This is a genomic window from Pseudomonas sp. RA_5y_Pfl1_P24 (genome assembly GCF_963970945.1).
Lineage (GTDB): Bacteria > Pseudomonadota > Gammaproteobacteria > Pseudomonadales > Pseudomonadaceae > Aquipseudomonas > Aquipseudomonas tritici.
Genome location: NZ_CAXAOJ010000003.1, coordinates 103,485 through 126,683, shown reverse-complemented (window position 1 = coordinate 126,683; position 23,199 = coordinate 103,485). Strand labels below are relative to the sequence as shown.

Here is a 23,199-nt window from a genome sequence, read left to right as displayed (position 1 = left end):
TGCCGCTTGACCCTAAAAAAAGCCAACACGGGTCGATATCGCCTCATAAGGGTGCGCTGAGGTTCGAGCTCCGACACAACAAGAGCAACTGGAGGTTTGAATGAAGGTATTGAAATCCACCCTGGCCATCGTTTCCGCGGCGGCTGTACTGGGTGTCAGCGGTTTTGCCCAAGCTGGCGCCACGCTGGACGCCGTGCAGAAGAAAGGCTTTGTGCAATGTGGCGTGAGTGACGGTCTGCCGGGTTTCTCGGTACCGGATGCCAGCGGCAAGATCCTGGGGATCGACGCTGACGTGTGCCGCGCTGTGGCCGCTGCCGTTTTCGGAGACGCGACCAAGGTCAAATTCAGCCAGTTGAACGCCAAGGAGCGTTTCACCGCACTTCAATCGGGCGAAGTCGATATTCTGTCCCGTAACACCACCATGACCAGCTCCCGCGACGCCGGCATGGGCCTGAAATTCCCAGGCTTCATCACTTACTACGACGGCATCGGCTTCCTGGTAAACAAAAAGCTGGGCGTTAAAAGCGCCAAGGAACTGGACGGTGCAACCATCTGCATCCAGGCCGGTACCACAACCGAGCTGAACGTTTCCGACTACTTCCGCGGCAACAACCTCAAATACACCCCGATCACCTTCGACACCTCCGATGAAAGCGCCAAGGCGCTGGAATCCGGTCGTTGCGACGTACTGACCTCCGACAAGTCCCAACTGTTCGCCCAGCGCAGCAAGCTGGCGGCACCGAAAGACTACGTGGTTCTGCCGGAAACTATTTCCAAGGAGCCGCTGGGCCCGGTCGTGCGTAACGGCGACGACGAGTGGCTGGCCATCGTGCGCTGGGTTGGCTACGCCATGCTCAACGCTGAAGAGGCCGGTATCACGTCCAAAAACGTTGAAGCTGAAGCCAAGTCCACCAAGAACCCGGACGTCGCTCGTCTGCTCGGTGCTGACGGCGAATACGGCAAAGACCTGAAAGTGAAGAAAGACTGGGTCGTACAGATCGTCAAGCAAGTCGGTAACTACGGCGAAGTGTTCGAGCGCAACCTCGGCAAGGACACCCCGCTGGAAATCGACCGCGGCCTGAACGCACTGTGGAACGCCGGCGGCATTCAATACGCACCCCCTGTGCGCTGATCGCTGATGGTTCTGTCACCCGGTGGGCCAACTGCCGGGTGATGTTCTGTTCCATTATTTTCGGGGCACTTCATGCAAAATAAAATCGGCGCACCCAAGCAGAAGCTCAGCTTCAGCGATCCCAAAGTGCGTGCGTGGCTCTTCCAGATCATCACGATTGTGGCGGTGGTCTGGCTCGGCTGGTACCTCTTCGACAATACCCAGACCAACATGCAGCACCGGGGCATCACCTCGGGTTTCGACTTTCTTGAACGCAGTGCCGGCTTCGGCATCGCGCAGCATTTGATCGACTACACCGAATCGGACAGCTACGCCCGGGTCTTTGTGATCGGTTTGCTCAACACTTTGCTGGTGACTTTTATCGGCGTGATCCTGGCAACGCTGCTCGGCTTTATTATCGGTGTGGCGCGACTGTCGCCGAACTGGATGATCAACAAACTGGCGACCGTGTATGTGGAAGTGTTCCGCAACATCCCGCCGCTACTGCAGATCCTTTTTTGGTATTTCGCAGTATTTTTGACAATGCCGTTGCCGCGTAACAGCCATAACTTTGCCGATATGTTCTTTATGAGCGCCCGGGGTTTGAATATGCCGGCCGCGCTGGCAGCTGAAGGTTTTTGGCCGTTTGTGGTCAGCGTCGTCGTCGCTATCGTGGCGATCGTGCTGATGGCGCGTTGGGCCAACAAGCGCTTTGAGGCTACCGGCGTACCGTTCCATAAATTCTGGGCGGGCCTGGCGTTGTTCATCGCAATTCCCGCGTTGTGCACCTTGGTTTTTGGCTCACCGCTGCACTGGGAGATGCCTAAATTACAAGGCTTCAACTTTGTCGGTGGCTGGGTATTGATCCCCGAACTGCTGGCGCTGACCCTGGCGCTTACAGTTTATACGGCCGCGTTTATCGCCGAGATCGTGCGTTCGGGTATTCAGTCTGTAAGCCACGGCCAGACCGAAGCCGCGCGTTCCTTGGGCCTACGCCCTGGGCCGACGCTGCGCAAGGTCATCATCCCGCAGGCCCTGCGGGTGATCATTCCGCCACTGACCAGCCAATACCTCAATCTGGCAAAAAACTCATCGTTGGCCGCCGGTATCGGTTACCCGGAAATGGTTTCGTTGTTTGCCGGCACGGTGCTCAACCAGACCGGTCAGGCGATTGAAGTCATGGCCATCACCATGAGCGTGTACCTGGCGATCAGCATCAGCATTTCCCTGCTGATGAACGGGTACAACAAGCGCATTGCGCTGATTGAGCGGTGAGGAAACATCCATGAGTACGCATACGTTCAAACCTGACATGCCGCCGCCGGGCAAGGTATTCGGCCCGATGGCATGGATGCGCGCCAACCTGTTTTCCAGTTGGCTCAACACCCTCCTGACATTGCTGGCGATCTACCTGGTCTATCTAGTGGTACCGCCGCTTTTGCAGTGGTCAATTTTAGACGCGAACTGGATCGGCACTACCCAAGCCGATTGCACCAAAGAGGGCGCCTGTTGGGTGTTTGTCCAACAACGCTTCGGGCAGTTCATGTACGGCTACTACCCCGTCGACCTGCGTTGGCGTGTGGACCTCACCGTTTGGCTGGCGATTGTCGGCGCAGCACCGTTGTTCATTTCGCGGTTCCAGCGTAAGGCTGTCTACGGCCTGAGCTTCTTGGTGCTGTACCCGATCATCGCGTACTACCTGCTGCACGGCGGTATCTTCGGCCTGACTAACGTGCCTGCCAATAAATGGGGCGGCTTGATGCTGACCTTGGTCATCGCCACCGTCGGCATCGCCGGCGCATTGCCGCTGGGCATCGTATTGGCGCTGGGGCGACGTTCGAACATGCCAGCGATTCGTGTGCTCTGCGTAACCTTCATCGAGTTCTGGCGCGGCATACCGTTGATCACCGTGCTGTTCATGGCCTCGGTGATGCTGCCGCTGTTCCTGCCTGAAGGCATGAACTTCGACAAACTGCTGAGGGCGCTGATCGGCGTGATCCTGTTCCAGTCGGCGTACGTGGCGGAAGTGGTGCGCGGCGGCCTGCAGGCGATTCCCAAAGGTCAGTACGAAGCGGCCGCAGCGATGGGCCTGGGTTACTGGCGCAGCATGGGCCTGGTGATTCTGCCGCAAGCCCTGAAGCTGGTCATCCCCGGCATCGTTAACACCTTTATCGCGTTGTTCAAGGACACCAGCCTGGTGATCATCATCGGCCTGTTCGACCTGCTCAACAGCGTCAAGCAAGCCGCCGCTGACCCGAAATGGTTGGGCATGGCCACCGAAGGCTACGTGTTCGCGGCCCTGGTGTTCTGGATTTTCTGTTTTGGTATGTCGCGCTATTCCATTCATTTGGAACACAAGCTCGACACTGGCCACAAGCGTTAGGAGTTGTTGTTATGAGCGAAGCGATCAAACAGCCTGTGAGCCCTGAAGGCATTATCCAGATGCAGGGCGTCAACAAGTGGTACGGCCAGTTCCACGTGTTGAAAGACATCAACCTCGACGTCAAGCAGGGCGAGCGTATCGTGCTGTGCGGCCCGTCGGGTTCGGGCAAGTCCACCACCATCCGTTGCCTCAACCGCTTGGAAGAGCACCAGCAGGGCCGTATTGTGGTCGATGGCGTAGAGCTGACCAACGACCTTAAGCAGATCGAAACGATCCGCCGCGAAGTCGGCATGGTGTTCCAGCATTTCAACCTCTTCCCGCACCTGACCATCCTGCAGAACTGCACGCTGGCGCCGATGTGGGTGCGCAAGATGCCCAAGCGCAAGGCCGAAGAAATCGCCATGCACTATCTTGAGCGCGTGCGTATTCCGGAGCAGGCCCACAAGTTTCCGGGGCAACTGTCCGGCGGCCAGCAACAGCGCGTGGCGATTGCCCGGGCGTTGTGCATGAAGCCAAAAATCATGTTGTTCGATGAACCTACTTCGGCCCTCGATCCGGAGATGGTCAAAGAAGTGCTGGACACCATGATCGGCCTCGCCGAAGACGGCATGACCATGCTCTGCGTGACCCACGAAATGAGCTTCGCCCGTACCGTGGCCAACCGCGTGATCTTCATGGATAAAGGTGAAATCGTCGAACAAGCGCCACCGAACGACTTCTTCGATAACCCGCAAAATGACCGGACCAAGCTGTTCCTGAGCCAGATCCTGCATTGATGCGCGGCGCAAGCTGAACAAAAAACCCGGCCTGGCGCCGGGTTTTTTTGTGTGTTTTCGGCCAATATGCAGCGCTCTTTGCTGGCAGTTGATCAATGAACCTTGAACCCGAGAACCCAATGTCCCCTTCAGAGCACGCCTCGCCCAAGGCCGAGCTTGAACAATGGCTGATCGACGCCGAAGCCGATGATGCCCAGGTGCAGCACGCTCAACCGGTTGTGGGGCGCCCGTGGTTACTGCTGCTGGGCCTGATTCTGGTGGCGTTGAACCTGCGCCCGGCGTTGTCGAGCCTGTCGCCGTTGCTCAGTGACGTCTCTGCAAGCCTGGGCTTGTCGGCGGCCAGCGCCGGCCTGCTGACCACCTTGCCAGTGTTGTGCCTGGGCCTGTTTGCGCCATTGGCGCCGATTCTAGCGCGACGTTTTACCGCCGAACGGGTGGTGTTGGGGATTTTACTGACGTTGGCCGGTGGGATTATTTTGCGCAGTTCATTCGGTCAAGCCGGGCTGTTCGCCGGCAGCCTGGTGGCTGGCGCGAGCATCGGCATCATCGGCGTATTGTTGCCCGGCATCGTCAAGCGTGATTTCGCAAAGCGGGCAGGGGCCATGACCGGCGTCTACACCATGGCTTTGTGCCTGGGGGCGGCGCTGGCGGCCGGCGCCACGGTGCCGTTGAGTCAGTACTTTGGCGACAGTTGGAGCCTTGGCCTGGGTTTCTGGATGCTCCCGGCGCTGTTGGCGGCCCTGTTCTGGTTACCGCAAGTGCGCACCCAACACGGCGCACACCGCGTGGCTTATCGCGTGCGCGGATTGCTGCGCGATCCGCTGGCCTGGCAAGTGACCTTGTACATGGGTTTGCAATCGTCCCTGGCCTATATCGTGTTTGGCTGGTTGCCGTCGATCCTCATTGACCGCGGCCTGAGCGCGACCCAGGCCGGGCTGGTGCTCTCCGGCTCGGTGATCGTGCAGCTGGCAAGCTCCCTGGCTGCGCCCTGGTTGGCCACGCGCGGCAAAGACCAGCGCCTGGCGATTGTATTGGTGATGCTGCTGACCTTGGGTGGCCTGTTCGGCTGTCTGTATGCGCCGCTCGACGGCTTATGGGGCTGGGCGATTTTGCTCGGCCTGGGCCAGGGCGGCACCTTCAGCCTGGCGCTGAGCTTGATCGTGCTGCGCTCGCGCGATTCCCACGTGGCGGCCAACCTGTCGAGCATGGCCCAGGGCATCGGCTATACGCTGGCATCCATGGGGCCGTTGGCGGTGGGCGTCTTGCATGACTGGACCGGTGGCTGGGGAGCCACCGGCTGGGTGTTCGGCGTGATCGGCCTAGGCGCGATCATTGCCGGTTGTGGTGCGGGTCGTGCGCTCTACGTTGGAGTCAGTAGCGAGCGAGTTTGAGTCGTGTTGCCTCAGAGATAACGGACCGTCAGCGTCACCGAACCGTCGATGGCCACCTCGTTGTTGAGGGTCAGGCTGTTGGTGGGGGCGATGGTGGGATAGATCGCCAGTTCCGCGCTGAACACTTGGACTGCAATGGGCACCAACGTCCCCAACGCGGCTACTGAAACTATATTGTTGCGATACAGGTAGCGCTCGTTGTACCACGTTGCACCGCCGTCCTCTGAGCCGACAGTGCGGGCTTCCACACCGTCCGCCAGCGGCCTGATGAGCCGCAGAGACAAGGCGCCGAGCTTCTCGTCGCCGTTGATCAGGCCCAGGCCAAATTCATACGTCTCGTCGTTTTGGAAATGGGAGCCGGCTCGATTGTCTTGGGATTGCAACCCCATCAAGGTCGGCGCGTCGCAGGTGACGGTCATTTGAAGGGCGCGATAGGGGAAAAAGCTCGGCTGGTCTGGGTTGAGGTCCTTGGCGGCAATTTTGCCCAGGTCATACACCCCGCCATTTGACAGCGTGGGCTCGCAAGCGCTTGGCGTAATAAGGCCGCGCACGCTCAGATCGACACTGGAGGCGGCGACGGCCTGGCTGGCGGCGCTCAGCAGCAGGGCGGCGATCAGGGTGTGAAAGGACTTGCTCATGGTGTTACTCCTCACTAGGGAAAGTAGAAGGTCTCAGGGATTTACAGGTACACAACTTCCAGGGTCGCGGAGCCGTCCATTGGCGTTTCCGTACTCAGGTCCAGGTTCTGCCGCGCGTTGATCGTGGCTTCCAGCTTCAGGGTGCTGGTGAGTGTCTGGATCGCCGATGGGCCGGAGGTGCTGCCCACTGCATCGGTGAAACCGAGCAGGCTGCGCGAGCCGATATCGATGGGGTTGAGGTTGGCGGTGCGCCAGGCCAGGCCACCCGTAGTGGACTCGGTGCCGTACACCACGGCGAGGTCGTCGACCACGGTTTGCTTCGGATCAAAACTCACCGAATACACGCCGATTTTGTTGCCGCTGCTGTCCAGCCCCAGCCCGTAAAAAATCTCGCTGTTAACGTGGGCGGTGCCGTCGCGGTTGTCGCGCATGCGCAGGGCGAAGCGCCCGGCGGCGTTGCAGTTGACCGTCAGCGTCAGATACTTGTGCGGCAAGCGGGTGCCGTTGGTGAGGTTGAGGTCATTGCGCGAAATCTTGCCGAAGTCCACCAGCCCGCCGCTGGATAGCAGCGGCGTGCAGGCCATCGGCGTGATCAGGCCCTTGACGGTCAGTTCGACGGTGGAGGCGGCGTGTGCAGTGCCGGATAGAAGGAGCAAAGCAATCAGAATAGTTTTCATGGGAGGGTACCTAGAGGTAGGTGATGTCGAGGGTGGCCGACCCGTCGATGGGGACTTCCCCGGTCAGGGTCAGGGTGTTTGCGGGGGCGATTTTGGGTTCGATCAGCACGTCTGCGGTCAGTCGCTGGATCGGCGCCGGTGCCATACCCGGCGTGCTTATGTCGTGGGTGAATGAGGTGAGGAATGCCGGTGACAGGACTTGCGTTGGCCCCCAACCGGTCGTTCCCACGGAGCCGATGCCATACATCGGGGCACCATCGGCCACGATCGACTCCAAGCTCAACCCCATGCCTCCGACCTTTTCGTTGCCATTGACCAGCCCCAGGCCGAACCTGAGCAAGTTGTCGCTTTCGTAATGAGAGCCTGGACGATTGTCCACGGACCTTATCGCCACCAGCGTCAATGCCTGGCACGTGAGTGTCATTTGCAGGCTCTTGGCCGTAAGGGGCGTCGGTTGATCGACATTCAAGCCCTTGGCGGGGATCTTGCCCAGTTCGTATACGCCGCCATTGGACAGGCCAGGTTCACAGGCGCTGGGGGTGATCTTGCCGTTGACTTTCAGGTCGACGGAGGACCCGGCCTGGGCGAGTGAGCTGCCTGCAAACAGCGACAAAACGGCCAGTGGAATCAGAAGGTTTTTCATGGAGCGCCTCTTAGAGATAGTTGAGTTCGAGCGTGGCAGCGCCGTCGAGGCGCACCTCGCTGCCCAGGTCCAGTGAACCCAACGGTGCAAGCACCGCCTCCAGGCTCGCCGTGGCGCTGAGTTGTTGAATGGCGGCGGGGCCACTGGTGGTCCCGGCGCTCGCGTTGAACCCCAGGTGTCGGCTGGCGCCGATGGCCAAAGGGCTGGCGCTGGCACTGCTCCACGGAGCGTTTACGGTCGGGGAATCGGTACGGTAGAGCTGGGCAAAACTATCGGCGGTGGCGCGCGCGGGATCGAAGATCACCGCGTAGCGTCCGATTTTTTGCCCCTTGGCATCGAGCCCCAGGCCGTAGGTGGTTTCGTCGTTGTGACCGGTCGCTGAGCCCTGGCGGTTGTCCTGCAAACGCAAGGTGAAGGCCGTGGGGGCATCGCACGCGACGCTGACCACCAACGGTCGGTCGGGCAGGGCGGTTTCCTTGTCCATGTGCAAATCCATCACCGACAATTTGCCGAAATCCACCGTGCCGCCGTTGGACAGGCTCGGCGTGCAAGCCGCCGGAGCGAAGCGCGCTTGCAGGCGCAGTTCCCGTGAGCGTCCGGTGCTGATCGCGTCAAACACTCCGCTGGTTTCCCAGGTGACGGCATCGCTGACCCGCGAGGCCTCTTCACTGGCCCAGGCACTCGCCTCAAGCTGCAGCGACAAGCTGCGCCCACTGACCGGCACCCCGGCGCGCATCGGCACGATGCCGTGCTCCGGGCGCCAGCGCAGGGTGGCGCCCGTGCTGAGAGCAGGCTGGCCGCTGCCTGCAAGCAAGCCCAGTTCGACGGCCTGGCCGTCGAGTAACGCATCGCTTGCCCGCAGGCTGTAACTGCCGCGCGAGGTAAACTGAAAACGCTCGGTACCGGCTGCAATACCGCGATAGAACAGGCTCATGTCAGTGGGGGTCGGGCAGTTCAGGGTCAGGCTTAAACGCCGTTCCCCAAGCAGGCGTTCGTCTGCTGGAACCAACGCGATAGCGCGGTTCATCAGTCCGAAATCCAACACGGTTTCGCTTAGGCTCAGCTGGCACTCATCGCCCCAGGCATTGGCGCCCAGTAGCAAGCCAAGCGAGAGCAAGACGGGTTTCAGGCCCATGGTAGAAGTCCTCATGATTGGCACCGCGCCGGCGCGGTTTCGTAGTACACCTGGGGGTCGCCTTTCTCGGGCAGTTCAAAGCTCAGGCGACAGCGGGGTTGGCCGGGGGCACTGATCCATAGCGGGCGACCGTCAAGCACATCGGGCAGGAACACTTGGCTGCCTTCCTGCACCAGCGTCACGAACTCGCCGTCCTCGGTAGTCACGGTGGCGCCACGGGGCAGTGGTTGGCCATCCTTCGTGGTGACGTTGAGCAGTGCACGACGGGTCAGGGCTACGCCAAATTCGACCTTGTCTACCGCGCCACGCCCGACGGAAAGCACGGCCAGGCCATTGCTGATATCAGCGTTGCGCGGCAGCGAGCGGGTGTGCACCTCCACCGGGCTGCGGCCATAGGCGCTGAGTTGCGGCACCACGGCCTGGCCTTGCCAGTCGGTCCACACGGGGCCGCTTGGGGTGCTGACCTTGATCCCGGCCATGTCGCCCACCGACATCACCGCAAATGTTTCGCGTACCGGGTACGGCGAGAACGTCAGGCCATCGCCATGCAGCACCACCCCACCGCGCGCGCCGCCTTGATAGCTGGAGCGCTCGGCGTCGTTGCGGGTGTAGTTGAAGTCCAACTGGCTGTAATAAGGCAAGGCCGAAACACCCACGGACGACTCCACCGCACGGTCGCGGCTGTCGCGTTCCACGCCGACGCGGTAGCTCAGTTGGTCGTTGAGTTGTTCGTTGATGCCCACGCCGAGGCGATGCTCGCCGCCGGCATGACGTGCCCATGCGCGGCCACGGCGGTTTTCACCGAGGGGCACGCTGATGTTCAGGTAGACACTGTCATCGCTTTGCTGGCGGCCGCCGACTTGCCATTCGGCGCTGGCCGATACCGATACCTGACCAAAGCTGGTACCCCATGACGCCAGCGCGCGGCTGCTGTTGTCGCCGGTAAAGGTCGACGAGCGCGAGATCCCTGCACTGAATGCCCCCAGCATAGGATGCGACCAGGATGCCGTGGCACTTTGTTGGTCGCGGTAGCGCGAGCGTTGTTGTTCGCGGGTGTCAGTGGCGTAAGTCGAGTCCTCAAGGTCGCGATAACCCATCGTGCGCCAAGAGCCGGCGGTGGTAATCGCCCAGCTCTCGGTGAGGCGCTGCGACCACGACAGGTCGGTTTGCACGCCGCGTTCATTGCCTGGGCGACTGGCCTGGGCGAGTTGTGTAGAGACTTGAAACTGGCCGTCTTGCCACGGCAACCACCCCAGGTTCAGCCCGGTTGCGCGATAGTCTTCGGCCGCCAGCACCCCGGCGCCGACGCTGACTTGCGGGTGCAGCGCACCGCTCCAGCCGCCACTGACCACCCAGGGTTCAGCACCTTCGCCGTCACCGATTTTACGTAGGCGACCGGCGGCCACCGAGTAACCAGGCGCCGGCAAACCCAGACCTAGCATGGCGGCTGGTACCGTGAAGCGGCGTTCTTCACCCGTGGTTTCCTTGACCGTCACCTCCACGTCGGAGCGGCTGTTAAGGCGTCGCACATCGGTCAGGGAAAACGGCCCGGCGGGCACAACGGTGGAATGAATCAACGTACCGTTCTGGCGGATCTCCACCTGCGCCGGGCTGTTGGCGATGCCGGTGATGGTCGCGCCCTGGTTCTGGTCCTTCAGCGCGGTTTCGGTCAGCACCTGGGCGCCGGTGATTTGCGCACCGGCCAGCACCGGGTTGTAGAGGTTGATCTGTCCTGCCTGGAACACTGCCTGCTGTTTGGCAAAGGTGCGCTGGGCGTAGGCGTCCAGATGGGTCGTGCGCGAGACTTTGTCTTGCCAGGTGCGCACCTGGCGGCTGCGCACGATCCAGTCGCCGGCATTGAAGCCAACCTCGGTATTGGCCGACGCGAAGCGGCTGTTGTCGTCGCCGTACTCGTTTTGCAGGCCGGTGACATCGTAGTTGAGCACGCCGGCATACCCGCCAGTCTGGTAGCCGGAGATATCTTGCACGGCGGGGCGCAAGGCCTCGGTCGGCACGATCAGGGACAGGCTGAGGCTGGCCGGGTCTTGCTCGATCACGGTCTGCGGGTACGTGCTGAGGAAGTCATGGCATTCGGCATTGTCAGCCGGCATTTTCAAGCTGCCTGCGTCCAGCAGCGCCTGGTTGAAACACAACCCGCCCTGGTCGTTGAACACTACGTCGATCCGGCCGCGCCGCTGGCCGTTGACGTTCAGATTGAGGGCATGGCGCCCGGCGGCGAAGCGCGGTGCTTGCAGCAGCAGGTTGGCCAGCGTCGGGTCGATGCCACGCTGGGACAAGGTTTGCGGATCGAACGAACCGGCGACCTCGTCCGCCAATGGTTTGGCCGCTGGCAGGGTGGTCCCGAGGGCCAGCGCCAGGCCCGCCAGCCACCTACGGCGCGCCCGGCGCAGTGAAACGCCAGGCTCGGCTTCGCCGTCGCGATCAGTCATTACTGTGCTCACAAGTCGTACTCAAATAATGGAGGCGTTCCCGTTCCACTCCCTGGCGCGGGCAGGCTCCTGGTGGCCTTCACGGTGAGGCCACTTCGTTATCAGGGCGCCGGGAACCAGTCCTCCCGGCGCTGCGATCAGAGGGTGATCGGTGCTTGGTAGGGTTCCACGGCAAAGCCATAAACGGTGGCCGGTTGCAGCTGCACAGTGCTGGCCGTCGGTTGGCTGGCAGCAACGCTCAAGGTCTCTCCCGGCAGTACGTAAGTGCGTGGCAGCAGCGCCGAACCATCGCCCGGCAGCAGCTTCAATTCCTGGGCCAGACGCACCACGTAGGGCGTCGGGTTATGCACGCTCAGTTGACTGTTTTGCAGGCTCCAGGTCAGCCCGGTCCAGGGCGTGCGGTTGGGTGCCAGGCCTTTGGGATGCAAGATCACTGGCAGGTTCTGGCGCACGGTCACGCCGACCCGCGCATGCCCGGCCTGGCCTGCGGTCTTGCCTTGGGGCATGCCCTCGAAAATGACGCGCATCAGGTGTTGGGTTTGCAACGGTTCGGGGGTTTGCAGGATGAAGCGGATCAACTGACTCTTGGAGGGTTCGACCCGAGACAAGGGTGGGGTAACAAACACTCGCGAAGCGGTGTCTTCAGGAATGTTCTCCAGGGTCACGTGCAATAGCGCCAGCTTCGAATCGGTGTTGGTCACCGACACCGAGGCTTCGCCGTCGGCTTCGTTGACGATCACCACTGAGGTATCCGGCACCATCCCGTCGGCGAGCACCAGCGTTGGGCCCCACAGGGACAACGCTACCGCGCCGAGGTACAGGCAGGCATAACGCACGACGTTGAAGGCCCGTGAGAAAACTGCAAAACAAGGAAGAGGGAACATGACTACAGGTACCTCAGGTCTAGCACGATGGAGCCGTCCAGCGGCACCTCTTGGTCGAGGGTCAGGTAGGCGGCGGCGTTGATCGATGTGTCGATTTGCAAGGTGGCAGTGACCAGGCGGTGGGGTTCCGGGATCAGGGTGCCGGGTGGCGCAAAGCCCATGTAGTTGTCGGGGTAGGCGTTGGGTTCCGGAAACCAGGTCTCGCCCTGATTACTAGAGGCCAGCACCAGCGCGGGCTGGTCGTCAGCCATCACTTCATGGATGGCCAGAGATACCGAGCCGAGGCGCTCATCGGGCGCATGAATGTTGTTGCCCAGGCCGTAATAAAAGCCGGGCCCCACTGACGAATCAGCACGGTTGTCCACGCCTACCAGCACAAACAGCACCGGCTCGTTGCAGCTCACATGCAGGTCCAGTTGCTTGCTGGGCAATCGGGTGAACACGTGTTCATTGAGGGAACGGGCCGGAACCCGCCCATGATCGACAATGCCACTGGGCGATAGCGTCGGCGTGCAGGCACTGGGAATGATGCTGCCGGACAACGTCACCTCCACCGATGAGGCGCACAGGGCAGGGGTAGCGCACAGGCAAAGAAAAGTCGGCATCAAACGGCGTGAGAGCATGTTCATGGTCGGGTGTTGGAGCCTTGGTCAAGGGGCCATCTGTGAAAACGGCGATGGGCGCAAGGCATTGCGTTGCGCCCGCGTGCCATTACAGGTATTTGACGGTCAGGGTGACTGAGCCATCAATGGCCACTTCGTCGAGCAGGGTCAGGCTGCTGGCGGGGGCGATGGACGGCGTGACAGCCAAATCAGTGGTGAGCACCTGGACCGGAATCGGCGCCATGGTCGTGTTGTCGGCAACCGATGTAATGTTGCCGGTTGCCAGGGTCGGTTGCCGGACCCAGGTCGTGCCGCCGTCCGTTGAGCCAATGATGCGTCCGGCTACGCCGTCGGCGAGCGGAGCTTCGAGCCACATCTCGAGGAACCCGAGCTTCTCGGCACCGTTGATCAGGCCCAGGCCGAAGCGCGACGGGACGTTGTCAGAGCTGGAGCCTGCGCGGTTGTCCTGAGGTTCAATCGCCATCAAGGTTGCAGCGTCGCACGTCACGGTCAGTTGGAGGCGGTATTCGCCCAAGTTGGTGATGTCATCGAGCTTGAGATCCTTGGCGGAGATTTTGCCGACATCGACATTTCCACCATTGGGCAAGCTCGGCTCACAGGCGCTCGGCGTGATCAGGCCCTTCACGGTTAAATCAACGCTGGAGGCCGCGAGCGCATTACCGGCGCTCGCGATCAGCACAGCGGCAAGCAGGGGGTTCAGGCTTTTGTTCATGGTATTGCTCCTTAGCGGGAAAAGTTGAAAAACGGCTGCTCACAGGTACTTCAGTTGCAGCGTGGCCTGGCCGTCGATGGGCACTTCATCGAGCAGGGTCAGGTCGGTGGATTGAACGATGATGGTGAAGGCGCGCAACCTGGCGCTCAGTTTTTTCAGCGCGATAGGCGTGTGGGGGGGCGCGCCCACGGCGGCAAACGACGTCAGCGCCTTGTGGCCCAGATAGGGCGAGAGGCTCCAGCTGGCACCGCCATTGCGCGAGATGATCACGTTTACCGCGTTTTCATCCGCCACGGGGTCAAACAGTGAGAACGCCACACTGCCCAGTTTCTGGTCTTCAGGGGTGGTACCCAAGCCATGGTGCGCCGGGTTGATCGCCGAGCTGCCCGCACGGTTATCCACCGTGCTCAGGGTGAAAAAAGTCTCTCCCTCGCACTGCACTTCCAGGCGCATTTCTGCCGGATCAAGCTGGGTCGGCTTGGTCGGTTGCAGGTCTCGGGCGGTCATTTTGCCGTGATCGATCACGCCGCCATTCGACAGCAGGGGCGTGCATGAACTGGGGGTGATGGCCCCGGTTACATTCAGGTCGGTATTGCTGGCGGCGAAAGCGCCTGGCGTAAACGCCGCCAGCAGGAAGGCAAGAGCGTTTTTGTTCATAAGCACATGTCCTTGTGAGGGCGCGCAGTCGGTCTGCAGGCAAGCGCGCCTAACGTGGGTTGGTCGCCCAGCGGAAATTTCCAATCGAGAGGGGTCACAGGTAACGCAGTTCAAATGTGGCTGAGCCGTCCAGCGCTATCGTTGTGCCGGTCGGAATATCCGTTTTCGAGTGGATGAAGGACTCGACTAACAGGTCTAGAGAAACGTTCGTGAGGTGGACCGGTGCTCTGATGCCTGAGGTCTGGTTGCCAAACGCTATAAGCGTGCTGGACGGCAAGTCCTGTTCAGAATTGAACAGCCAGGTCGAGCCGTTATCGAAGGAGTAGATCGCATAGGCGGCAGGGTCATCGGTCAGGATGTTTTGCATCGTCAAGAAATAAGAACCGATCCACGTTGTTGGCGTCAGACGCCCCATGACCCAACTAGAAGAAGGGCCAGGTGTTGAAGCACGATTGTCTACGGACGCCAGTGCGAACAAACTTGCGCCCTCGCAATCAATTCCCAGTTTCAGGACGGCTTTAGGCAGTTCGGTTGGCCCTGTGGGTTCGAGGTCCTGTAACGAGATCTTGCCGTGATCCACCAGCCCGTTATTGCTGATGCTGGGGGTACAGGCGCTCGGCGTAATTGACCCTTTGACCGATAGGTCCACCGTGCTGGCGGCCATTGACACACTGGCGTGGGCAATGAGCAGGGCGCCGGTCAGGGCTGCGAGAGAGTCTTTCATGTCGGCTGGTCTTCCTGTGCAAGGGCCATGGGGACAGATTCGCGCGGTGAAGTTGCCCAAGGGTTTATGGTTTTTTCGGGCATGCGCAGCTTCAGCGAAAAGCGGGAGAGAATGTATCGCCGGGACCCCACACAGGAAATGCAACTATTACGAATGACAGGTCGGCACTTTCAAAAGGGCTTGTTTCTTGAAAGTTCGCGCTTGAGCGTCGGTTGTCGTACTTGTTGTATCGCCGTTTTCCATACATTCGGATACTTTTGCGCGCTCTTTGATTACCTGAACGCCTTCATTTGGACTCGCGTAATCGTCTCGCTGCGAGCAAGTCGGCTGTGATCCACGTGTTGCTCGCGCAGGTTGGGCGGTTGGACTGATCGCTCTCGATGAGGGCTCTATGCCGGGCAACTTTCCAGACCTAGGTGCGCCCGAAGACGCCCTGGCGAACCCTTGGTCCCGTGTGCGGGTGTTGGTGGTGGACGACCACTGCACCTATCGCCTGCTGCTGGGCTCACTACTGGGAAAACTCGGCGTGGCCCATCAGTGCTGCTGTAATGGCGAGCAAGCATTACAGGCGCTGGCGATCAAGCGTTTCGACCTCGTGATCAGCGATTGCCGCATGCCAGTCATGGACGGTTACACCATGACCCGCGAACTGCGCCAGCGCGAGCACGCCGAAGGTCGCCTGCCCATTACGGTGCTGGGGATGACCGCCAGCCTGGGCCCGGAAGAAACCCGCCTCTGTGTGGCATGCGGCATGGATGGATGGCTGCCCAAACCCATCGGTTTTGCGCAGTTGCGTGACGCCTTGCGTTGTTGGCTACCGCCGCCGCAATGTGCGGCTTTCGCCGGGACGCGAACAGGTTCGACGGTGGCGCACAACAGCACTTTCCCTAGCCGCGCCAGCCTGATCGAGGCATTTGGTTCCTGGGATGTGGTGGAGCCGATGCTGTTCAGTCTGATTCAGGAAGCTCATGCCGACTTGGCAATGCTGATCCATGCGCAAGCGACGCTGGACGCCAGGATGGCCGCACAATGTTTGCACCGCTTGGTGGGCAGTGTGGCGTTCCTCGGGGAAACCGGATTGGAAGGACCTACGGTGGCGTTGATCAACAGCGTGCATTCAACAGGCATGGCGTTGAACCGAACGGCCTTGGATGCGTTACGCCATGAAGTGGCGCGTTATTTGGATTATCTAAGTCATCTCTGAAGGAATACATCCTTTTGTTACGTAGTACTTTTCTGTATTACTTTTCTCTTATTTGTGTAGGTGCTTTTGTTGGGGCTTTAAATGCAGGACTAAATCGAAAGTTGGAGATTTATTACCTATTGTTGCAAAAAGACTATCGCGGTATTTTGCCGGTCTCAAATTGCCATCATGGAGCAGTCGATGATCCGCATTATTATTGCTGACGATCACCCTATAGTTCGTGTTGGACAACGCGTCGTGATCGAGGCGAGTGGCAAGTACAAAGTAGTGGGTGAGGCCGAGGGTCCGGATCAACTGTTGGAGTTGGTGAGTCGTGTGCCGTGTGATCTGATCGTCACCGATTTCGCGATGCCCGGGAACCAGCAGGCTGACGGGTATGGGCTGTTGGGATTATTGAATCGCACCTATCCGGATCTGCCGGTGATCGTGGTGACGATGTTTGCCAATGTCGCAACGCTGCGGGCGGCCTTCGGCCATGGCGCGCGCGGTGTGGTTGCCAAGAGCGCATCTGCCAGGGAATTGCCCCAGGCCCTTAACACCGTGGCTCAGGGGCGCACCTTTGTCAGTGAGTGTTTGCGCGTTCAGTTGGACCAGGCATGTTCGGCCCAGCCAACCACTGCGCCTACGCTTTCCGGCAAGGAGCAGGAGGTGGTGCGCATGCTGGCCAGCGGCATGACCGTCAGCCAGATTGCTGCGCGGGTTAATCGCAGTATCTCGACAATCAGTAAACAGAAGAGTACGGCGATGCAGCGGTTGTGTATTTCGACTGATGTCGACTTGTTTGCGTATGCACGAGATACCGGCATGGTGCCTTAGTTTGGCGAATGTTGAAGGGTTCGTAATTGTTGTATTGGGTGTGCAATAGCGGCGTTGTAAAGTATTGCAGGCTCTCGCGCAAAGAGTGTAGGCGCCTCAGTCACTCGTTTAATTGCAGAGGCGTACTGTTTAGCCGTCTGGCGGACAAATATGCCTTATGTTTGTCGATAAAGATGCAAGCTGGTGATCAGGGTGTTAATGAATGAATTACCGATCTCAGTGGCGGTTGTTGTTGCATGGGGCGCGATAAAAATAGCGATAAGCGGCGAGTAGTTCATCCACTACGACCCTGTTACGGACGCCGCTGCCCAAGGATCAAGAAATACCCATCCACGGCAGCGCTACCCTGGACATCGTCTACCTCTAACCGCACCGCCCTCATCTATGTGGCAAATGGGCATAGCCTTCCTCTCACGTGCAGACTATCGTGCAGCCCTGATAACAACGAACTGCGGAGCCTGCCCATGAGTGATGCCCACGACGCCTTGATCACCCGATTCTACCAGGCGTTTCAACGCCTCGACGCGCAAGCCATGGCGGCCTGCTACACCGACGATGTGGTGTTCAGCGACCCGGCCTTCGGCGAGTTGCACGGCCGTGATGTCGGCGACATGTGGCGCATGCTCACCACCCGCGCCAAGGATTTCTCCCTGACCTTCGACAATGTGCGCAGCGATGAAACCACCGGCAGTGCTCACTGGGTCGCGACGTATCTGTTCAGCGCTACCGGCAATACGGTGGTCAACGATATCGGCGCGCGATTTGTATTTCGTGATGGCAAGATCTGTGCGCACCACGACCACTTCGACTTGTGGCGCTGGTCGCGTCAGGCCCTGGGCGTCAAGGGGCTGTTGCTGGGCTGGTCGCCGGCGCTGAAAAACGCCGTGCGCGCCCAGGCGCTCAAAGGCTTGAAGGCATTCCAGGCCAGTCGTTGATAAGCTTGGCATCCCTTGGTCTTACCGAATGCACCCGTGACCACGCCTGAACCCAAACCCTGGTTTGTCTACCTGGTGCGCGCCGCCAATGGCTCGCTGTACTGCGGCATCAGCAATGACCCGGTGCGCCGCTTTGCCGCTCACCAGAGCGGCAGGGGCGCGCGGTTTTTCCTGTCCAGCCCGGCGGTGGCGCTGGTGTACACCGAGCAGTGCGCGAGCAAGGGCGAGGCGTTGCGTCAGGAGCGGCTGATCAAAAGGTTGAAGAAGAGCGCCAAGGAATGCCTGGCGGCGAGTGGCTCATTGATTTGACTGATGGGCTCTCATCGCCCCTAATCGGGTTTTTGCAGGCTAAGCTAGCGGCTCATTTCAAGAGCGGAATCTGGCATGTCTGAGTTGATTCTTCATCACTACCCGCAGTCCCCCTTCGCTGAAAAAGCCCGCCTGTTGCTGGGATTCAAGGGCTTGTCCTGGCATTCGGTGTTGATCCCGCCGGTGATGCCCAAGCCTGACTTTACTGCCCTCACTGGCGGCTATCGTAAGACGCCAGTGTTGCAGGTCGGCGCGGATATCTACTGTGACACCGCTATGATTGCGCGTCGTCTGGAACAGGAAAAAGCCGCTCCTGCGTTGTTTCCCCAAGGCCTGGAAATGGTCGCCCAAGGCTTCGCTGCCTGGGCTGATTCTGTAGTGTTTGCCCACTCGGTTGCGTTGGTGTTCCAGCCCGAATCCCTGGCGGTCAAGTTCGCCAAGGTGCCGCCGGAAATGATCAAGGTATTGGTGGCGGATCGCAGCAAACTGTTCAGCGGTGGCACGGCGGCGCGTCTGCAACTGGACCAGGCCAAGCACCAATGGCCGGCGATCATCAGCCGCATTGATCAGCAACTGCGGCACCAGTCGGGGGACTTCCTGTTCGGTGAGCCTTCTATTGCCGACTTCTCCCTGGCCCACCCGTTGTGGTTCCTTAAGGGCTCTTCGGTGACGGCGCCTTTGGTGGATGGGTATCCCTCCGTTGTTGCATGGCTGGACCGTGTGCTGGGTTTTGGCCATGGGGCTTCCACTCAGATGAGCGCCGAGCAAGCCTTGGACGTGGCGCGCAGCGCGACGCCGGCGGCAGTGCCGCATGAAATGTTCAAGGACTTGAACGGCTTCGAGCCAGGCCAGCAGGTCACCATTTGCGCAACTGACTATGGCACTGACCCCGTGGCGGGCGAGTTGCTATTTGCCGGCCGCGAAGAGCTGATCCTGAGGCGTACCGATGAACGCGCGGGCACCGTGCATGTGCATTTCCCACGCTTCGGTTTCCACATTCAGGCGCAATAAGTAAAAATATTTGCAAATAAGAGTGAGGTAAATTGCCGTCCCATCCGTGTAGTGCATGAAACTGCGATCTATTCGCATTAACAGCGTTTTCTACACGGGTTCTCACAGCATGAAGTCGACGGCGGGCGGTTTGGTTAAACAGTGGTTGGGCGCCTCGGTATTGGCAGCGTCGGGGTTGGCGTTGCTACCCCTCTGCGTGGCGCAGGCGCAGGAGCAGCAAAGTGTGCAGTTCAACTTTGCCCTGGCGGCCAAACCGCTGCCCCAGGCCCTGAGCGATTTCAGCCGGGTCACCGGGATCAGCGTGATCTACACCGATGAAGCGCCCTACGGCCTCAAGGCCCCGGCGGTCAGCGGGCAGATGAGCGCGACCCAGGCCCTGCAACGCCTGCTCGGTAACAGCGGCTTTACCTTCCGTCAGATCGACGCCCGCACCCTGGCCCTGGAACCGGTGCCCACCGAGGGGGCGGTCAACCTCGGTGCCACCACCATCAGTGGCGTCGGCCAGCAGACCCAGGACAGCACCAGCTACCAGCCACCGCCTACCAGTTCGGTGATGCGCTCCCACGGCCTGCTGCTCGAAACCCCGCAAACCGTCAACGTCGTCCCCGCCCAGGTACTGCGTGACCAGACCCCGCGCAACCTGGATGACGCCCTCGCCAACATCAGCGGCATCACCCAGGCCAACACCTTGGCCAGCACCCAGGACGCGGTGATGCTGCGCGGCTTTGGCGACAACCGTAACGGCTCGATCATGCGCGACGGCATGCCTATCGTGCAGGGGCGTGCGCTGAATGCCACGGCGGAGCGCGTCGAAGTGCTCAAGGGCCCATCCTCGCTGCTGTACGGCATCCAGGACCCGGGCGGCGTGGTGAACATCGTCAGCAAAAAGCCTGAGCGGGTGCAGTCCACGGCTCTGACCGTGCGCGGTTCAACCTTCGGTGACGGCAAGAACGGCAGCGGCGGCAGCCTCGACACTACCGGCCCGATTGGCGACAGCGGCCTGGCGTATCGGTTGATCGTTGACCATGAAGACGAGGATTACTGGCGTAACTTCGGTACTCACCGTGAGAGTCTGATCGCGCCGTCGCTGGCCTGGTATGGCGACACCACCAAGTTGCTGTTGGCCTACGAACATCGCGAGTTTCTCTCGCCGTTCGACCGTGGCACCGCCATCGACAAGTCCAACCACCCGCTGGATATCCCGTCTACCCGGCGTCTGGACGAGCCGTTCAACAACATGGAAGGCCGCTCCGACCTGTACCGCTTCGAAGCCGACCATGATTTGAACGACGACTGGAAAGCCCATTTCGGCTACAGCTGGAACCGTGAAACCTACGACGCGAGCCAGGTCCGTGTCAGCGCCGTGGCCACCAACGGCAACCTGACTCGCAGGATGGACGGCACCCAAGGTGCGATCACCACTGACCGCTTCACCACCGCGAGCCTTGAAGGCAAGGTCAATGTGTTCGGTCTGCAGAACGATCTTGTGTTTGGCATGGATGATGAGTACCGCAAGATCTACCGCGCCGACCTGATCCGCCAGAATTCACGCAGCCCGTTCAATTACAACAACCCGGTGTACGGCAACGAAGTGGCGGGCACCACCGTCAGCGCCGCCGACAGCGCCCAGACCGACCTGCTGCGCAGCGACTCGCTGTTCTTCCAGGACGCGATCCACCTGACCGATCAGTGGATTTTCGTCGCCGGCGCGCGCTACCAGATGTACGACCAATACGCCGGCAAAGGCGTGCCGTTCAAGGCCAACACCAACGGCAATGGCCAGGCCTGGGTGCCGCGTGCCGGCCTGGTGTATCGCTACACCGATGAGCTGTCGTTCTATGGCAGCTACACCGAATCGTTCAAACCCAACTCCACCATTGCTGCCTTGGCGGATGGCAGCACCTTGACCGGCGACCTCACGCCCGAAGAATCCAAGTCCTGGGAACTGGGGGCCAAACTCGACATTCCGGGGCGTATCACCGCCAGCGCGGCGTTGTTCAATATCGACAAGCGCAATGTCCTGGTGTCGTCCGAAGTGGCTGGAAGCACCATCTACAGTCTGGCCGGCCAAGTCCGCTCCCGTGGCCTGGAACTGGACGCCACCGGCCAGTTGACCGACCGCTGGAGCCTGATCGGCAGCTACGCCTACACCGACGCCGAAGACATCAAGGACAACGACCCGACGCTGGAAGGCAACCGCCTGCAAAATGTGGCCAAACACACTGGCTCGCTGTCGGTGGCCTATGACTTTGGCAACATTTTTGGCGGTGATCAGCTGCGTGTGGGCACCGGTGCGCGCTATGTCGGTGAACGCGCAGGTGATGCGGCCAACGATTTCACCCTGCCGGGTTACACCGTGGCGGATGCATTTGCCATCTACGACACCAAAATCGATGGGCAAAAGGTCAAGTTCCAGCTCAACGTGAAGAACATGTTCGACCGCGTCTACTACACCTCGGCCGCGAGCCGGTTGTTCGTGTCCATGGGCGATGCGCGACAAGTGTCGGTCTCCAGCACCCTGGAGTTCTAATGTGGGCTTGTAGTGAACGGGCTTGTCGAATCGTCGCACCGTCCCCCAGCGCGGGACGAGCCCGCTGACTGCACCAGCGCGCTCGCCACGCAGGGAGCGAGCTGGTAGCGTGGCCGCACAGTTTTTTGCGGAAATAAAGCACCGATGTTTTTTGGAAAATGGATATACGCCAGCGTCATACTGTTTCTGCTGGGTGGTTGCGCGAGTGTTTCGCCAACCTCCACCCAGGCCTCCCTGGACCATCTCCTGGCTGATCCAGCGCTGCATGGTGCCACCGTCTCCCTGATGGTGCGCGACGCCCGCAGCGGCAGCACCCTCTACCATTACAACCCACGTACGCGATTGGTGCCGGCTTCCAATCTCAAGTTGTTCACCACTGCTGCGGCGATGGACGTGCTGGGGCCGCAGTACCGGTTCTCCACTCAACTGCTCAGTAATGGCGCGCAGCAAGGTGAGCGCCTCAGCGGCAACCTGTACCTCAAAGGCCTGGGAGACCCGACCACGCAATTCGCCGACTACCAAGCGCTGGCCGCGCAACTGGCGGCGAAAGGCGTACGCCAGATCCAGGGCGACCTGGTGTTCGACGACACCTGGTTCGACGCTGAGCGCCTGGGTGTTGATTGGGCCCAGGACGACGAAAGCACTTACTACGGTGCGCAGATTTCGGCGCTGACCGTATCGCCCAATACGGACTTCGGTGCGGGCACCTTGCTCGTCACGGCGAAGGCGCCGGTCGCGGTCGGCCAGCCGGTAAGCGTGGTGATAAGCCCAGCCACTGACTATGTGCAACTGAGCAACCGAGCCGTCAGCGGCCCTGGCAACAGCTACGGCATCACGCGCCAGCACGGCACTAACCTGTTGCAACTCACGGGCGCTTTGGCACCGGGCAAGCAAAGCCGGCAGTGGGTGAGCGTGTGGGAGCCGACACAACTGGTGGCCAATCTGTTTGAACAGGCATTGGCGCAGCAGGGCATTCAGGTGATGGGACGGCGTGTGATCGGCGGTGCAAGCCCTGTGACGGCCAGGGTCCTGGTGGAGCATCAATCGGCGCCTTTGCGGGAATTGATCACGCCGCTGCTCAAGCTGTCGAACAACAACATGTCCGAAGCCTTGCTCAAGGCCATGGGGCGCAAAGCATCCAATGCAGGCACGGCGCAGGCCGGTGTCGCGGCAGTGGCGGACTTCATGCGCCGCCAGGGTTTGGACCCGATGACGCTGAGCCAGGTCGATGGTTCGGGCTTGTCGCGGCGCAATCTGGTGTCGTCGCAGAACCTCACCGACCTGTTACTGGCCACGGCCAAACAGCCCTGGTTCGAGGCTTGGTACAACGCCTTGCCGATCGCCGGCAACCCGGACCGCATGACCGGCGGCAGCTTGCGCTACCGCTTGCGTGGGACGGCTGCAGAAAACAATCTGCACGCCAAGACCGGTTCCATGGCCGGGGTTTCCTCGTTGAGCGGCTACATCACCGACGCCGAGGGCCGACGCCTGGCGTTTTCAATAATCAGCAATAACTACCTGAGCAATGCCGCGCCTATCCGTGCGCTGGAGAATCGCGTGGCACTTGCACTGACCCAATGGCACGACTAG

Annotated in this window: 22 protein-coding genes; 12 read left to right on the top strand and 10 right to left on the bottom strand. The window is 60.5% G+C overall.

What is annotated here, in order from left to right; genetic code table 11:
- Positions 1-100: 100 nt before the first annotated feature.
- From AACY30_RS05255 to AACY30_RS05235, 5 genes are all read left to right on the top strand, one after another.
- On the top strand, positions 101-1,132 hold the full coding sequence (locus AACY30_RS05255) for an amino acid ABC transporter substrate-binding protein (protein WP_339468566.1): 1,032 nt from the start codon (positions 101-103) through the stop codon (positions 1,130-1,132).
- A gap of 72 nt (positions 1,133-1,204) precedes the next feature.
- Entirely contained in the window at positions 1,205-2,386 is a 1,182-nt protein-coding gene (locus AACY30_RS05250) for an amino acid ABC transporter permease (RefSeq protein WP_339468567.1), read from the top strand.
- 10 nt (positions 2,387-2,396) lie between these two features.
- Positions 2,397-3,494 (top strand): amino acid ABC transporter permease, encoded by a 1,098-nt coding sequence (locus AACY30_RS05245; protein WP_339468568.1) that lies wholly within the window; start codon positions 2,397-2,399, stop codon positions 3,492-3,494.
- An 11-nt stretch (positions 3,495-3,505) separates the two neighbouring features.
- Positions 3,506-4,270, top strand: coding sequence for an amino acid ABC transporter ATP-binding protein (locus AACY30_RS05240; protein WP_339437903.1), 765 nt, complete (start codon positions 3,506-3,508; stop codon positions 4,268-4,270).
- A gap of 95 nt (positions 4,271-4,365) precedes the next feature.
- Complete coding sequence (locus AACY30_RS05235) at positions 4,366-5,661, top strand: CynX/NimT family MFS transporter (protein ID WP_339539960.1); 1,296 nt, start codon at positions 4,366-4,368, stop codon at positions 5,659-5,661.
- Positions 5,662-5,672: 11 nt separating this feature from the next.
- Here AACY30_RS05235 and AACY30_RS05230 read toward each other — a convergent pair whose 3' ends face one another.
- From AACY30_RS05230 to AACY30_RS05185, 10 genes are all read right to left on the bottom strand, one after another.
- Positions 5,673-6,299, bottom strand: a complete 627-nt coding sequence (locus tag AACY30_RS05230; protein WP_339539959.1) for a DUF1120 domain-containing protein — start codon at positions 6,297-6,299, stop codon at positions 5,673-5,675.
- Between the two features lie 41 nt (positions 6,300-6,340).
- The gene (locus AACY30_RS05225; RefSeq protein ID WP_339539958.1) at positions 6,341-6,976 is read right to left on the bottom strand and encodes a DUF1120 domain-containing protein; all 636 of its coding nucleotides are present in this window, start codon (positions 6,974-6,976) and stop codon (positions 6,341-6,343) included.
- 10 nt (positions 6,977-6,986) lie between these two features.
- Entirely contained in the window at positions 6,987-7,619 is a 633-nt protein-coding gene (locus AACY30_RS05220) for a DUF1120 domain-containing protein (RefSeq protein ID WP_339468575.1), read from the bottom strand.
- A 10-nt stretch (positions 7,620-7,629) separates the two neighbouring features.
- On the bottom strand, positions 7,630-8,754 hold the full coding sequence (locus AACY30_RS05215) for a DUF1120 domain-containing protein (RefSeq protein WP_339468577.1): 1,125 nt from the start codon (positions 8,752-8,754) through the stop codon (positions 7,630-7,632).
- A gap of 11 nt (positions 8,755-8,765) precedes the next feature.
- Entirely contained in the window at positions 8,766-11,204 is a 2,439-nt protein-coding gene (locus AACY30_RS05210; protein ID WP_445261415.1) for a fimbria/pilus outer membrane usher protein, read from the bottom strand.
- A 137-nt stretch (positions 11,205-11,341) separates the two neighbouring features.
- Positions 11,342-12,088 carry a fimbria/pilus chaperone family protein gene (locus AACY30_RS05205; RefSeq protein ID WP_339468579.1) on the bottom strand — a complete coding sequence of 249 codons (747 nt, stop codon included), beginning with the start codon at positions 12,086-12,088 and terminating at the stop codon, positions 11,342-11,344.
- Between the two features lie 2 nt (positions 12,089-12,090).
- Positions 12,091-12,717 carry a DUF1120 domain-containing protein gene (locus tag AACY30_RS05200; RefSeq protein ID WP_339468580.1) on the bottom strand — a complete coding sequence of 209 codons (627 nt, stop codon included), beginning with the start codon at positions 12,715-12,717 and terminating at the stop codon, positions 12,091-12,093.
- An 82-nt stretch (positions 12,718-12,799) separates the two neighbouring features.
- Positions 12,800-13,423: a DUF1120 domain-containing protein gene (locus tag AACY30_RS05195; RefSeq protein ID WP_339468581.1), complete on the bottom strand. Its 624-nt coding sequence runs from the start codon at positions 13,421-13,423 to the stop codon at positions 12,800-12,802.
- Positions 13,424-13,462: 39 nt separating this feature from the next.
- Positions 13,463-14,080: a DUF1120 domain-containing protein gene (locus tag AACY30_RS05190; protein ID WP_339468582.1), complete on the bottom strand. Its 618-nt coding sequence runs from the start codon at positions 14,078-14,080 to the stop codon at positions 13,463-13,465.
- A 94-nt stretch (positions 14,081-14,174) separates the two neighbouring features.
- On the bottom strand, positions 14,175-14,804 hold the full coding sequence (locus tag AACY30_RS05185) for a DUF1120 domain-containing protein (RefSeq protein WP_339539957.1): 630 nt from the start codon (positions 14,802-14,804) through the stop codon (positions 14,175-14,177).
- A gap of 391 nt (positions 14,805-15,195) precedes the next feature.
- On the opposite strand from AACY30_RS05185, the gene AACY30_RS05180 reads away from it, so the two are divergent.
- The 7 genes from AACY30_RS05180 (at position 15,196) to dacB (ending at position 23,199) form a co-directional block, all read left to right on the top strand.
- Positions 15,196-16,008: a response regulator gene (locus AACY30_RS05180; RefSeq protein ID WP_339539956.1), complete on the top strand. Its 813-nt coding sequence runs from the start codon at positions 15,196-15,198 to the stop codon at positions 16,006-16,008.
- 180 nt (positions 16,009-16,188) lie between these two features.
- The gene (locus AACY30_RS05175) at positions 16,189-16,824 is read left to right on the top strand and encodes a response regulator transcription factor (RefSeq protein ID WP_339468587.1); all 636 of its coding nucleotides are present in this window, start codon (positions 16,189-16,191) and stop codon (positions 16,822-16,824) included.
- Between the two features lie 464 nt (positions 16,825-17,288).
- Positions 17,289-17,759, top strand: coding sequence for a nuclear transport factor 2 family protein (locus AACY30_RS05170; RefSeq protein ID WP_339468589.1), 471 nt, complete (start codon positions 17,289-17,291; stop codon positions 17,757-17,759).
- 36 nt (positions 17,760-17,795) lie between these two features.
- Entirely contained in the window at positions 17,796-18,068 is a 273-nt protein-coding gene (locus AACY30_RS05165) for a GIY-YIG nuclease family protein (RefSeq protein WP_339468590.1), read from the top strand.
- Positions 18,069-18,143: 75 nt separating this feature from the next.
- Positions 18,144-19,079, top strand: coding sequence for a glutathione S-transferase family protein (locus AACY30_RS05160; RefSeq protein ID WP_339539955.1), 936 nt, complete (start codon positions 18,144-18,146; stop codon positions 19,077-19,079).
- 109 nt (positions 19,080-19,188) lie between these two features.
- Positions 19,189-21,609 (top strand): TonB-dependent siderophore receptor, encoded by a 2,421-nt coding sequence (locus AACY30_RS05155; RefSeq protein ID WP_339539954.1) that lies wholly within the window; start codon positions 19,189-19,191, stop codon positions 21,607-21,609.
- Between the two features lie 144 nt (positions 21,610-21,753).
- On the top strand, positions 21,754-23,199 hold the full coding sequence (gene dacB / locus AACY30_RS05150; protein WP_339539953.1) for a D-alanyl-D-alanine carboxypeptidase/D-alanyl-D-alanine endopeptidase: 1,446 nt from the start codon (positions 21,754-21,756) through the stop codon (positions 23,197-23,199).

Bases quoted from the DNA above. Each gene is read 5' to 3' on its own strand.
- AACY30_RS05180 (WP_339539956.1), top strand. From the start codon at position 15,196: ATGCCGGGCAACTTTCCAGACCTAGGTGCGCCCGAAGACGCCCTGGCG.
- AACY30_RS05255 (WP_339468566.1), top strand. From the start codon at position 101: ATGAAGGTATTGAAATCCACCCTGGCCATCGTTTCCGCGGCGGCTGTA.
- AACY30_RS05240 (WP_339437903.1), top strand. From the start codon at position 3,506: ATGAGCGAAGCGATCAAACAGCCTGTGAGCCCTGAAGGCATTATCCAG.
- AACY30_RS05245 (WP_339468568.1), top strand. From the start codon at position 2,397: ATGAGTACGCATACGTTCAAACCTGACATGCCGCCGCCGGGCAAGGTA.
- AACY30_RS05155 (WP_339539954.1), top strand. From the start codon at position 19,189: ATGAAGTCGACGGCGGGCGGTTTGGTTAAACAGTGGTTGGGCGCCTCG.
- AACY30_RS05225 (WP_339539958.1), bottom strand. From the start codon at position 6,976: ATGAAAACTATTCTGATTGCTTTGCTCCTTCTATCCGGCACTGCACAC.
- AACY30_RS05160 (WP_339539955.1), top strand. From the start codon at position 18,144: ATGTCTGAGTTGATTCTTCATCACTACCCGCAGTCCCCCTTCGCTGAA.
- AACY30_RS05220 (WP_339468575.1), bottom strand. From the start codon at position 7,619: ATGAAAAACCTTCTGATTCCACTGGCCGTTTTGTCGCTGTTTGCAGGC.
- AACY30_RS05185 (WP_339539957.1), bottom strand. From the start codon at position 14,804: ATGAAAGACTCTCTCGCAGCCCTGACCGGCGCCCTGCTCATTGCCCAC.
- AACY30_RS05230 (WP_339539959.1), bottom strand. From the start codon at position 6,299: ATGAGCAAGTCCTTTCACACCCTGATCGCCGCCCTGCTGCTGAGCGCC.
- AACY30_RS05210 (WP_445261415.1), bottom strand. From the start codon at position 11,204: ATGACTGATCGCGACGGCGAAGCCGAGCCTGGCGTTTCACTGCGCCGG.
- AACY30_RS05190 (WP_339468582.1), bottom strand. From the start codon at position 14,080: ATGAACAAAAACGCTCTTGCCTTCCTGCTGGCGGCGTTTACGCCAGGC.
- AACY30_RS05250 (WP_339468567.1), top strand. From the start codon at position 1,205: ATGCAAAATAAAATCGGCGCACCCAAGCAGAAGCTCAGCTTCAGCGAT.
- AACY30_RS05175 (WP_339468587.1), top strand. From the start codon at position 16,189: ATGATCCGCATTATTATTGCTGACGATCACCCTATAGTTCGTGTTGGA.
- AACY30_RS05215 (WP_339468577.1), bottom strand. From the start codon at position 8,754: ATGGGCCTGAAACCCGTCTTGCTCTCGCTTGGCTTGCTACTGGGCGCC.
- AACY30_RS05195 (WP_339468581.1), bottom strand. From the start codon at position 13,423: ATGAACAAAAGCCTGAACCCCCTGCTTGCCGCTGTGCTGATCGCGAGC.
- AACY30_RS05235 (WP_339539960.1), top strand. From the start codon at position 4,366: ATGAACCTTGAACCCGAGAACCCAATGTCCCCTTCAGAGCACGCCTCG.
- dacB (WP_339539953.1), top strand. From the start codon at position 21,754: ATGTTTTTTGGAAAATGGATATACGCCAGCGTCATACTGTTTCTGCTG.
- AACY30_RS05200 (WP_339468580.1), bottom strand. From the start codon at position 12,717: ATGAACATGCTCTCACGCCGTTTGATGCCGACTTTTCTTTGCCTGTGC.
- AACY30_RS05170 (WP_339468589.1), top strand. From the start codon at position 17,289: ATGAGTGATGCCCACGACGCCTTGATCACCCGATTCTACCAGGCGTTT.
- AACY30_RS05205 (WP_339468579.1), bottom strand. From the start codon at position 12,088: ATGTTCCCTCTTCCTTGTTTTGCAGTTTTCTCACGGGCCTTCAACGTC.